The organism is Acidovorax sp. KPB24-07, from assembly GCF_057543315.1.
Genome location: NZ_BAAJYS010000099.1, coordinates 1 through 12,599, shown reverse-complemented (window position 1 = coordinate 12,599; position 12,599 = coordinate 1). Strand labels below are relative to the sequence as shown.

Genomic DNA, 12,599 nt, shown 5'->3' with positions numbered 1-12,599 from the left:
GTGGCCAAGATCATTGCTTAAAGCGTGAATGTAGGGGTATAGCTCAATTGGCAGAGCGTCGGTCTCCAAAACCGAAGGTTGTAGGTTCGATTCCTACTGCCCCTGCCACTTGATCGTGGCAATCACAAGCCCGCCAGGCCCTGGCGGGCTTCGGTGTCTTGTGGATGCCGAAACTTAAAGTAAGAAACCAGTTAAGTATGGCCACGTCTCAAGTTGAAACTGTTAGTACGGGCGCTGATAAAGCCAAGCTTGCTGCGGTGGTGGCAATTGTTCTTGCAGCGATTGCCGGATTCTATTTGCTTGGAAAGCAAGGGCCGATTGTCCAGTGGGCTGCGTTGCTTGTCGGGCTTGCAATTGCAGTAGCTGTGTTTTTGGTGTCCGAGCCTGGCCGTCAGTTCGTGGGTTTCGCGCAGGATGCCTGGCGTGAAGTCAAGAAGGTTGTCTGGCCCACGCGGAAAGAGACGCTTCAAATGACGGCATACGTTTTTGCGTTTGTTGTCATCATGGCGCTTTTTCTCTGGTTCACCGACAAGACCTTGGAATGGGTTTTGTACGATTTGATTCTGGGGTGGAGAAAGTAATGACGGACGCTATCGAAGTCAGCGGCACTGACGCTGCCAGCCCGGCCACTCCTGTGAATCCTGATTTGCGGTGGTACATCGTTCACGCTTATTCCGGCATGGAAAAGGCGGTTGAGCGCAACATCGTGGAGCGCATCGGTCGCGCTGGCATGCAGCAGAAATTCGGCCGCATTCTCGTTCCGACCGAAGAGGTCGTTGAAATGAAGAATGGTCAGCGCAAGACCACTGAACGTCGACTCTTTCCCGGCTATGTGTTCGTGGAAATGGTCATGGACGATGACACCTGGCACTTGGTCAAGCACACGAACAAGGTGACGGGTTTTGTTGGTGGTGCCAAGAATCGCCCGGCTCCTATTTCTGAAGAAGAAGTTCAGAAGATCGTCAGCCAAATGCAGGAAGGCACGGACAAGCCTCGGCACAAGATTGAATTCATGGTGGGTGAACTGGTTCGGGTTAAAGAAGGTCCGTTCACTGATTTCAATGGCTCTGTCGAAGAAGTCAATTACGAAAAAAGCCGGGTACGCGTTTCCGTGATGATCTTCGGCCGTTCTACCCCCGTAGAGTTGGAATTTGGTCAGGTCGAAAAAACCTGATTGTTTGGATTCGCATTTTTCGACTCGGTGCGAATTGTTTGATGAGTCGTAAACCCCGGGGAGCTGAGGCCACTGGCCTAGGCGCTAATACCCGCAAGGAGTAAACCATGGCGAAAAAAAATCGTCGGTTTTATCAAGCTGCAAGTTCCAGCTGGTAAGGCCAATCCATCCCCACCAATTGGCCCTGCACTGGGTCAGCGTGGTCTCAACATCATGGAGTTCTGCAAGGCGTTCAACGCGCAGACCCAAGGTGTGGAACCAGGTCTGCCACTGCCCGTGGTCATCACGGCATTTGCCGACAAGAGCTTCACCTTCATCATCAAGACGCCGCCTGCGACGACCTTGATCAAGAAGGCCATCAAGCTTGAAAAGGGCTCTGCCAACGCATTGAGCACCAAGGTCGGCAAGATCACTCGTGCGCAGCTCGAAGAGATCGCCAAGACCAAGATGAAGGACATGAACGCTGCCAATGTCGACGCCGCTGTGCGCACGCTGGCCGGTTCCGCTCGCTCGATGGGCGTGACGGTGGAGGGCTTATAAAATGGCCAAGCTGACCAAGAAACAAAAAAGCCCTGCAAGGCAAAGTCGACAGCAACAAGCTGTACGCGTTCGCTGACGCCGTCGTGATCGTGAAGGAAGCCGCTACGGCCAAGTTCGACGAATCCATCGATGTGGCCGTTCAGCTTGGCATTGATGCCAAGAAGTCTGACCAAGTGGTTCGCGGCGCCGTGGTGCTGCCGAACGGCACTGGCAAGACGACCCGTGTGGCGGTGTTTGCCCAAGGCGCCAAGGCTGAAGAAGCCAAGGCTGCTGGCGCTGACATCGTTGGCATGGACGACCTGGCCGCGATGGTCAAGGCCGGTGACATGCCTTTCGACGTGGTGATCGCCGCCCCCGACGCCATGCGCGTTGTGGGTACGCTGGGTCAAATCCTCGGCCCACGCGGTCTGATGCCAAACCCCAAGGTGGGCACTGTGACGCCTGACGTCGCTACGGCCGTGAAGAACGCCAAGGCAGGTCAAGTGCAATTCCGCGTCGACAAGGCCGGTATCGTGCACAGCACGATCGGCCGCCGCTCGTTCGACAACGACAAGCTTCAAGGCAACTTGGCTGCGTTGATCGAAGCGCTGACCAAGGCCAAGCCTGCAACCAGCAAGGGCGTGTACCTGCGCAAGGTGGCTGTGTCTTCCACGATGGGCCTGGGTGTCCGCGTGGATACGCAATCCATCGCAGCGTAATTGCAAGAAATCTTCGAATCCATCCCCGGATGGGTTTGATGTGGTGGGCTGCGGCTGCTTCGGTCGCCGCAGGCCATCCAAGACCGTTGGTGCGCGAACCGGTCGCGCTTAAATCCATAGTGATGCCAACGCAGATGGCGATCCCGCTGCAGATGGAAAATTTTCCTGAACAGTTGGTCGCTGCAACAAGAGCGTGTATGAGGCCTGTGCCGAGTGCGCATTTTAAGGAGTAGACCTTGAGTCTTAATCGCAGTGAGAAAGAAGCGGTCATCAGTGAAGTGACCAGCCTCGCCGCTAAAGCTCAAACGCTTGTGATCGCGGAGTACCGTGGCATCACGGTCGCCGACATGACCAAACTGCGTGTTGATGCTCGCAGCAAGGGCGTGACCCTGAGTGTTCTGAAGAACACCCTGGCTCGCCGTGCTGTGGCTGGCAGCGCGTTTGACGTGGTGGCAGACCAGATGACCGGTCCGCTGATCTATGGCTTCTCCGAAGACGCTGTGGCCGCCGCTAAGGTGGTGGCCGATTTCGCGAAGACCAACGACAAGTTGGTGATTCGCGGTGGCGCTTTCGGTGGCAAAGCCCTGGATATCAACGGCGTTAAGCAACTGGCTAACATTCCTCCAAAGGAAGTTCTGTTGGCTCAGATTTGCGGCTTGCTTATGTCCCCCATTTCGCGTACGGCCGTTGTGCTGGGCGCGTTGGCGGCCAAAAAAAGGCGAAGGCGCTGCCGAAACGGCCGCCGAACCTGTCGCGGCTTGATTGCCCGGCAGACAACCAACCAATTGTTAGGAAATAAAAATGGCATTCGATAAAGACGCATTTTTGACCGCGCTGGACAGCATGACGGTTCTGGAACTCAATGAGCTGGTGAAGGCCATTGAAGAAAAGTTTGGCGTGAGCGCAGCCGCTATGGCCGCTCCTGCTGCTGGCGGCGGCGGCGGTGCTGCTGCAGCTGCAGAAGAGCAAACGGAATTCAACGTGGTGCTGACCGAAGCCGGCGCCAACAAGGTGTCCGTGATCAAGGCCGTGCGCGAAATCACCGGCCTGGGTCTCAAGGAAGCCAAGGATCTGGTGGACGGCGCTCCGAAGAACGTCAAGGAAGGCATTGCCAAGGCCGACGCCGAAGCTGCCGTCAAGAAGCTGGTGGAAGCTGGCGCCAAGGCTGAACTCAAGTAATTCGCCTGGATTCCAGGGCTGGGGGCTCCGCAAGGGCTCCCAGCCTTTGGTGCTTATGGGGTTCACGCCCAGAGCGCACCAGAAAGCAGTGCCCACGCCACTGCTTTCTAGTGTCTTCTGACCATCCCGACAGCAGAAGATACCTTGGTTCGGGTGATGTGCAACGCATCGCCGTCCGCCATGGTTGGTAGTGGCCAACCGCCAAGCCTGCAAGGAAGCGCCCTTGCAGGTCAGTCGTCGAAGACCCAGGACTCATGTCTTTGCCCGGAGATCTCATGGCCTATTCCTATACCGAACGCAAGCGGATTCGCAAAAGTTTCGGCAGCCGCGACAGCGTGCTGGAAGTCCCTTACCTGCTGCAGATGCAGAAGGACGCATACACCGCGTTCCTGCAAGCTGACAAAGCCCCCCAGAAAAGAACCGTAGAAGGCTTGCAGGCCGCGTTCGACGCTGCTTTCCCGATCGTCTCGCACAATGGGTTTGTCGAGATGAAGTTCATCGAGTACAACCTCGCCAAGCCGGCATTCGATGTGCGTGAATGCCAGACCCGTGGTTTGACTTTTGCCTCGGCCGTGCGGGCCAAGGTGCAGTTGATCATCTATGACCGCGAGTCCTCCACGTCGCAGTCCAAGGTCGTCAAGGAAGTGAAGGAGCAAGAGGTCTACATGGGCGAGGTGCCTTTGATGACCGACAAGGGCTCGTTCATCATCAACGGCACGGAACGTGTGATCGTTTCGCAGCTGCACCGCTCGCCCGGCGTGTTCTTCGAGCACGACAAGGGCAAGACCCACAGCTCGGGCAAGCTGCTGTTCTCGGCGCGCATCATTCCCTACCGCGGTTCGTGGCTGGACTTCGAGTTCGATCCGAAGGACATCCTGTATTTCCGTGTGGACCGCCGCCGCAAGATGCCGGTCACGATCCTGCTGAAGGCCATCGGCCTGAACCCCGAATCGATCCTGGCGAACTTCTTCGTCAACGACAACTTCCGCCTGATGGACAGCGGCGCGCAGATGGAGTTCGTCTCCGACCGCCTGCGTGGCGAAGTGGCACGTTTCGACATCACCGACAAGTCGGGCAAGGTGGTCGTGGCCAAGGACAAGCGCGTCACGGCCCGCCACACCCGCGAACTGGAGCAGTCCGGCACCACGCACATCAGCGTGCCCGAAGACTTCCTGATCGGCCGCGTGGTGGCGCGCAACATCGTCGACGGCGACACCGGCGAAATCATTGCCAAGGCCAACGAAGAGCTGACCGAAGCGCTGCTCAAGAAGCTGCGCTCCGCCGGCGTGCAGGACCTGCAAGTCATCTACACGAACGAACTCGACCAGGGCGCCTACATCTCGCAGACGCTGCGCATCGACGAAACGGTGGACGAATTCGCTGCGCGCGTGGCGATCTACCGCATGATGCGCCCCGGCGAGCCGCCGACGGAAGACGCGGTGCAGGCCTTGTTCCAGCGCCTCTTCTACAACCCCGACACGTACGACCTGTCGCGCGTGGGGCGCATGAAGTTCAACGCCAAGATCGGCCGCGACGAATCCACCGGCCCGATGGTGCTCTCCAACGAAGACATCCTGGCCGTGGTCAAGATCCTCGTGGACTTGCGCAACGGCAACGGCGAAGTCGATGACATCGATCACCTGGGCAACCGCCGCGTGCGTTGCGTGGGTGAGTTGGCCGAGAACCAGTACCGCACCGGTCTGGCACGTATCGAGAAGGCCGTGAAGGAGCGTCTGGGCCAGGCCGAACAAGAGCCGCTGATGCCGCACGACCTGATCAACTCCAAGCCGATTTCTGCGGCGCTCAAGGAGTTCTTCGGTGCGTCCCAGCTGTCGCAGTTCATGGACCAGACCAACCCGCTGGCCGAAATCACCCACAAGCGCCGCGTATCGGCCCTTGGCCCGGGTGGTCTGACCCGCGAGCGTGCCGGTTTCGAAGTGCGCGACGTGCACGTGACCCACTATGGCCGCGTGTGCCCGATCGAAACGCCGGAAGGCCCGAACATCGGGCTGATCAACTCGCTGGCCCTGTACGCCCGCCTGAACGAGTACGGTTTCATCGAAACCCCGTACCGCCGTGTGGTGGACGGCAAGGTGACCGACCAGATCGATTACCTCTCCGCCATCGAAGAAGGCAAGTATGTGATCGCCCAGGCGAATGCCACGCTCGACAAGGAAGGCCGCCTCACGGGCGACCTGGTGTCGGCACGTGAAAAGGGCGAGTCGACCTTGCTGAGCGCCGAGCGTGTGCAGTACATGGACGTGTCGCCTGCACAGATCGTGTCGGTGGCCGCCTCGCTCGTGCCGTTCCTCGAGCACGACGATGCGAACCGCGCACTGATGGGCGCCAACATGTCCCGCCAGGCCGTGCCCGTGCTGCGTCCGGAAAAGCCCATGGTGGGCACCGGCATCGAGCGCGTGGCTGCCGTGGACTCGGGCACCGTGGTGACCGCCAACCGCGGCGGCGTGGTGGACTATGTGGATGCGACCCGCATCGTGGTCCGCGTGAACGACGCGGAAGCGGTGGCCGGTGAAGTGGGCGTGGACATCTACAACCTCATCAAGTACCAGCGTTCCAACCAGAACACCAACATCCACCAGCGCCCCATCGTCCAGAAGGGCGATGTGCTGGCCAAGGGGGATGTGATCGCCGACGGCGCATCGACGGACTTCGGCGAAATCGCCATCGGCCAGAACATGCTGATCGCGTTCATGCCCTGGAACGGCTACAACTTCGAAGATTCGATCCTGATCTCCGAACGCGTCGTGGCAGAAGATCGCTACACCTCGATCCACATCGAGGAACTGGTGGTCATGGCCCGCGACACGAAGCTGGGCGCCGAAGAAATCACGCGCGACATTCCGAACCTGTCGGAACAGCAGCTGAACCGCTTGGACGAGTCCGGCATCATCTACGTGGGTGCCGAAGTGCAGCCCGGCGATACGCTGGTGGGCAAGGTCACGCCGAAGGGCGAGACCACGCTGACGCCCGAAGAGAAGCTGCTGCGCGCCATCTTCGGCGAGAAGGCCTCCGACGTGAAGGACACCTCGCTGCGCGTGGACCAGGGCTCGCAAGGCACTGTGATCGACGTGCAGGTGTTCACCCGCGAAGGCATCCAGCGCGACAAGCGCGCCCAGCAGATCATCGACGACGAACTCAAGCGCTTCCGCCTGGACCTGAACGACCAGCTGCGCATCGTGGAAGCCGACGCGTTCGACCGGATCGAAAAGCTGCTGAACGGCCGCGTGGCCAACGGCGGCCCGCAAAAGCTGGCCAAGGGCACGAAGATCGACAAGGCCTACCTGGCCTCCGTCGAGAAGTTCCACTGGTTCGACATCCGCCCGGCGGAAGACGAAGTGGCCACGCAGCTGGAATCGATCAAGAACTCGCTGGAGCAGACGCGCCACAGCTTCGATCTGGCTTTCGAGGAAAAGCGCAAGAAGCTCACGCAAGGCGACGAGCTGCCTGCGGGCGTGCTGAAGATGGTCAAGGTGTACCTGGCCGTCAAGCGCCGCCTGCAGCCCGGCGACAAGATGGCCGGCCGCCACGGCAACAAGGGTGTGGTGTCCAAGATCGTCCCGGTCGAAGACATGCCCTACATGGCCGACGGCACCCCTGCCGACATCGTGCTGAACCCGCTGGGCGTGCCATCGCGCATGAACATCGGACAGGTGCTCGAAGTGCACTTGGGCTGGGCCGGCAAGGGCATCGGCCAGCGCATCGGCAACATGCTGCAGGAGCAGGCCAAGGCGGCCGACATGCGCAAGTTCCTCGAAGAGGTGTACAACTCGCGCGGCCGCAAGGAAGACCTGTCGCAGTTCAACGACGATGAACTGATGGCCATGGCCGGTCACCTCACCAACGGCGTGCCGTATGCCACCCCGGTGTTCGACGGCGCTTCGGAAGAAGAGATCAAGGACATGCTCAAGATCGCCTATCCGGACGACATCGCCGAGCGCAAGGGCCTGACCTCCGCACGCACGCAGGCTTACCTGTTCGACGGCCGCACCGGCGAGCGCTTCGAGCGCCCGACCACCATCGGCTACATGCATTACCTGAAGCTGCACCATTTGGTGGACGACAAGATGCATGCCCGCTCCACGGGTCCTTACTCGCTCGTCACGCAGCAGCCTCTGGGCGGCAAGGCCCAGTTCGGTGGCCAGCGCTTCGGGGAAATGGAAGTGTGGGCGCTGGAAGCCTATGGCGCCGCTTACGTGCTGCAGGAAATGCTGACCGTGAAGTCCGACGACGTGCAGGGCCGTACCAAGGTGTACGAGAGCATCGTCAAGGGCGAACACGCCATCGAGGCCGGCATGCCGGAATCGTTCAATGTGCTGGTCAAGGAAATCCGTTCCCTGGGCCTGGACATCGAACTCGAACGTTCTTAATCGAAGGGACTAGGTTTATGAAGTCACTACTCGACCTGTTCAAGCAATTCACCCCGGACGAGCATTTCGATGCCATCCGCATCGGCATGGCGTCGCCCGAAAAGATCCGTTCGTGGTCTTTCGGCGAAGTGAAGAAGCCCGAGACCATCAACTACCGCACGTTCAAGCCCGAGCGCGACGGTCTGTTCTGCGCCAAGATTTTTGGTCCCATCAAGGACTACGAATGCCTGTGCGGCAAGTACAAGCGCCTCAAGCACCGCGGTGTGATCTGCGAGAAGTGCGGCGTTGAAGTCACGCAGACCAAGGTGCGCCGCGAGCGCATGGGCCACATCGATCTGGCCGCGCCTTGCGCCCACATCTGGTTCCTGAAGTCGCTGCCATCGCGTCTGGGCTTGGTGCTGGACATGACGCTGCGCGACATCGAGCGCGTGCTGTACTTCGAAGCGTATGTGGTGACCGACCCCGGCATGACCCCGCTGAAGAAGTTCAGCATCATGTCCGAGGACGACTACGACGCCAAGCGCAAGGAATACGGTGACGAGTTCATCGCCAAGATGGGCGCGGAAGGCATCAAGGACCTGCTCGAAGCCATCGATATCGACCTCGAAATCGAAAAGCTGCGCGGCGATCTGACCGGCTCCGAAGTCAAGGTCAAGAAGAACGCCAAGCGCCTGAAGGTGCTGGAAGCCTTCAAGAAGTCCGGCATCAAGCCCGAGTGGATGGTGCTGGACGTGCTGCCCGTGCTGCCGCCGGACCTGCGTCCGCTGGTGCCGCTGGACGGTGGCCGCTTCGCGACCTCCGACCTGAACGACCTGTATCGCCGCGTCATCAACCGCAACTCGCGCCTGCGCCGCCTGCTGGAGCTGAAGGCCCCGGAAATCATCGCGCGCAATGAAAAGCGCATGCTGCAGGAAGCCGTCGATTCGCTGCTGGACAACGGCCGCCGTGGCAAGGCCATGACGGGCGCGAACAAGCGCGCCCTCAAGTCGCTGGCCGACATGATCAAGGGCAAGAGCGGCCGCTTCCGCCAGAACTTGCTGGGCAAGCGCGTGGACTACTCCGGTCGTTCCGTGATCACCGTGGGTCCGACGCTCAAGCTGCACCAGTGCGGTCTGCCCAAGCTGATGGCGCTGGAGCTGTTCAAGCCTTTCATCTTCTCGCGCCTGGAAGCCATGGGCATCGCGACGACGATCAAGGCCGCCAAGAAGGAAGTCGAATCCGGCACGCCGGTGGTGTGGGACATCCTGGAAGAGGTCATCAAGGAACACCCGGTCATGCTGAATCGTGCGCCCACGCTGCACCGTTTGGGCATCCAGGCGTTCGAGCCCATCCTGATCGAAGGCAAGGCCATCCAGCTGCACCCGCTCGTCTGCGCGGCCTTCAACGCCGACTTCGACGGTGACCAGATGGCCGTTCACGTGCCGCTGTCCGTGGAAGCGCAGATGGAAGCCCGCACGCTGATGCTGGCCTCCAACAACGTGCTGTTCCCGGCCTCGGGCGAGCCTTCCATCGTCCCGTCGCAAGACGTGGTGCTGGGCCTGTACTACGCCACCCGCGATCGCATCAACGGCAAGGGCGAAGGCCTGGTGTTCGCCGACACCGGCGAAGTGCAGCGCGCGCTCGATGCCAACGAGGTCGAACTGGCCGCGCGCATCACGGTGCGCCTGACCGAGTGGACCAAGGACAAGGAAACGCGTGAATTCGTGCCTTCCACGTCGCTGGTGGAAACGACGCCGGCCGTGCGCTGCTGTCCGAGATCCTGCCCAAGGGCCTGCCCTTCAGCAACATCAACAAGGCGCTGAAGAAGAAGGAAATCTCCAAGCTCATCAACGTGAGCTTCCGCAAGTGCGGCCTGAAGGAGACGGTGGTCTTCGCCGACAAGCTGCTGCAGAACGGTTTCCGCCTCGCCACGCGCGCCGGTATTTCCATCTGCGTGGACGACATGCTGGTGCCGCCGCAAAAGGCCGGGATCATCGAGCGTTCCGAGAAGGAAGTGAAGGAGATCGAACAGCAGTACGTGTCCGGTCTGGTGACGGCTGGCGAACGCTACAACAAGGTGGTGGACATCTGGGGCAAGGCCGGCGACGAAGTGTCGAAGGTCATGATGGCCCAGCTGGCCAAGCAAAAGACCACCGACCGCCACGGCAACGAGGTGGACCAGGAGTCGTTCAACTCCATCTACATGATGGCCGACTCCGGCGCCCGCGGCTCCGCAGCGCAGATTCGCCAGCTGGCCGGCATGCGCGGCCTGATGGCCAAGCCGGACGGCTCCATCATCGAGACCCCCATCACGGCCAACTTCCGTGAAGGCCTGAACGTGTTGCAGTACTTCATCTCCACCCACGGTGCCCGTAAGGGCCTGGCGGATACGGCGCTGAAGACGGCCAACTCGGGCTACCTCACCCGCCGTCTGGTGGATGTGACGCAGGATCTCGTGGTGACCGAAGAAGACTGCGGCACCTCCAATGGCTCGCTGATGCGCGCCATCGTCGAGGGCGGTGAAGTCATCGAATCGCTGCGCGACCGTATCCTGGGCCGCACCACGGCCGACGAAGTGCTGCACCCCGAAACGCGCGCAGTGCTGGCCCCTGCCGGCCAGATGCTCGACGAAGACCTCATCGAGGAACTCGAAGTCGCCGGCGTGGACGAGGTGAAGGTGCGCACGGCGCTGACCTGCGAAACCCGCTATGGCCTGTGCGCCAAGTGCTATGGACGCGATCTGGGCCGCGGCGGCCTGATCAACCTCGGCGAAGCCGTGGGGGTGATCGCTGCCCAGTCCATCGGCGAACCCGGCACGCAGCTGACCATGCGCACGTTCCACATCGGCGGCGCCGCTTCGCGCGCTGCCATCGCATCGAGCGTGGAGGCCAAGTCCAATGGCGTGATCGGCTTCAACGCCACGATGCGCTACGTGAGCAACACCAAGGGCGAGCTGGTGGTGATCGCCCGTTCCGGCGAGATCGTCATCCATGACGAACACGGCCGCGAGCGCGAGCGCCACAAGGTGCCGTACGGTGCGACGCTGGCGGTCAAGGCCGACCAGACGGTCAAGGCCGGCACCATCCTCGCCAACTGGGACCCGCTGACCCGCCCGATCATCACGGAGTTCGCCGGCCAGGTGAAGTTCGAGAACGTCGAGGAAGGCCTCACGGTCGCCAAGCAGGTGGACGATGTGACGGGTCTGTCCACGCTGGTCGTGATCGATCCGAAGCGCCGCGGCTCCGCCAAGGTGGTGCGCCCGCAGGTCAAGCTGATCGACGCGCAAGGCCAGGAAGTGAAGATCCCCGGCACCGACCACTCGGTGACCATCGGCTTCCAGATCGGCTCGCTGATCCAGGTGCGCGATGGCCAGGACGTGGGCCCCGGCGAAGTGCTGGCGCGGATTCCGGTCGAAGGCCAGAAGACCCGCGACATCACCGGCGGTCTGCCCCGCGTGGCCGAACTGTTCGAAGCGCGCTCGCCCAAGGACAAGGGCATGCTGGCCGAGATCACCGGCACGGTGTCCTTCGGCAAGGAAACCAAGGGCAAGGTGCGCCTGCAGATCACCGATCCGGACGGCAAGGTCTGGGATGAACTGATCCCCAAGGAAAAGAACATCCTGGTGCACGAAGGCCAGGTCGTGAACAAGGGCGAGTCCGTGGTGGACGGCCCGGCCGATCCGCAGGACATCCTGCGCCTCCTGGGCATCGAAGAGCTGTCGCGCTACATCGTCGATGAAGTGCAGGACGTGTACCGCTTGCAGGGCGTGAAGATCAACGACAAGCACATCGAGGTGATCGTTCGCCAGATGCTGCGCCGCGTCGTGGTCGAGGCCCCGGGCGAGTCCAACTACATCGCCGGCGAGCAGGTCGAGCGTTCGGAGATCCTGAACACGAACGAGGCGCTGCAGGCCGCAGGCAAGATCCCTTCGACGTACAGCAACGTGCTGCTGGGGATCACCAAGGCTTCGCTGTCGACTGATTCCTTCATCTCGGCCGCTTCCTTCCAGGAAACGACCCGCGTGCTCACCGAGGCTGCCATCATGGGCAAGCGCGACGAGCTGCGTGGCCTGAAGGAAAACGTCATCGTGGGTCGCCTGATCCCTGCCGGTACCGGCCTGGCCTACCACCAGGCGCGCAAGGCCAAGGAAGCCATGGACGACGCCGAGCGCCGCGCCATCGCCGATGCCGAAGCCGCTGAAATGGCTGCCACGACCGAAGACTCTTCCGACGTCGAAAGCACCACCAGCCTGGGCGATGCCACGGCCCAATAAGCCACGGTACGCTCCCTGAAACGCTCCCGCTCTGCGCTTTGGCAGACCGGGAGCGTTTTCTTATCTGTTTTCTCTTTTTTTGCGCCGAGCCCGCGGACCCCTGCGGGCTCGGCAGATGCAATGCTGTCCTCCTGGATTTTTCTTGCCCTGCTGCTGTTCTGGGCCGTGGGTGCCTACAACCGGATCGTGCGATTGCGCTCGGCCGCCATCCAGGCCTTCGGTGGCCTGGACGCACACCTCATGCGCATGATGGCCATGCTGGGTGAATACGAGGCCGCGCAGGGTCCAGCGCCCGCGGCCCATGCCGATGCGCGGGCGGCGCTGTGGGCCGCCACCACCCAGTTCGGCGCGTCGCTGGCCGTCGCGCG

At 61.2% G+C, this 12,599-nt stretch carries 5 protein-coding genes, 1 tRNA gene and 4 pseudogenes; all 10 read left to right on the top strand.

Features of this window, described 5'->3' with window-relative positions:
• The first annotated feature begins 32 nt into the window (after nt 1-32).
• Nucleotides 33-108 (top strand) — tRNA-Trp (locus AC27IQ_RS12405).
• An 89-nt stretch (nt 109-197) separates the two neighbouring features.
• On the top strand, nt 198-581 hold the full coding sequence (secE, locus tag AC27IQ_RS12400) for a preprotein translocase subunit SecE (RefSeq protein WP_272550594.1): 384 nt from the start codon (nt 198-200) through the stop codon (nt 579-581).
• A complete protein-coding gene (gene nusG / locus AC27IQ_RS12395) occupies nt 581-1,174 on the top strand; it encodes a transcription termination/antitermination protein NusG (RefSeq protein ID WP_272566782.1) in 594 nt (197 codons plus the stop codon). Before secE ends, nusG begins: the two co-directional genes overlap by 1 nt.
• A gap of 87 nt (nt 1,175-1,261) precedes the next feature.
• Entirely contained in the window at nt 1,262-1,714 is a 453-nt protein-coding gene (gene rplK / locus AC27IQ_RS12390) for a 50S ribosomal protein L11 (RefSeq protein ID WP_487089644.1), read from the top strand.
• 1 nt (nt 1,715) lies between these two features.
• Nucleotides 1,716-2,412 (top strand): annotated as a pseudogene (gene rplA, locus AC27IQ_RS12385) (50S ribosomal protein L1).
• A gap of 236 nt (nt 2,413-2,648) precedes the next feature.
• Nucleotides 2,649-3,174 (top strand): annotated as a pseudogene (rplJ, locus tag AC27IQ_RS12380) (50S ribosomal protein L10).
• Nucleotides 3,175-3,213: 39 nt separating this feature from the next.
• Nucleotides 3,214-3,591: a 50S ribosomal protein L7/L12 gene (gene rplL, locus AC27IQ_RS12375; protein ID WP_272550599.1), complete on the top strand. Its 378-nt coding sequence runs from the start codon at nt 3,214-3,216 to the stop codon at nt 3,589-3,591.
• 275 nt (nt 3,592-3,866) lie between these two features.
• Nucleotides 3,867-7,979, top strand: coding sequence for a DNA-directed RNA polymerase subunit beta (rpoB, locus tag AC27IQ_RS12370; RefSeq protein WP_284414555.1), 4,113 nt, complete (start codon nt 3,867-3,869; stop codon nt 7,977-7,979).
• A gap of 17 nt (nt 7,980-7,996) precedes the next feature.
• Nucleotides 7,997-12,231, top strand: a pseudogene (rpoC, locus tag AC27IQ_RS12365) (DNA-directed RNA polymerase subunit beta').
• Nucleotides 12,232-12,351: 120 nt separating this feature from the next.
• Nucleotides 12,352-12,599, top strand: a pseudogene (locus AC27IQ_RS12360) (LemA family protein); the annotation flags it as partial.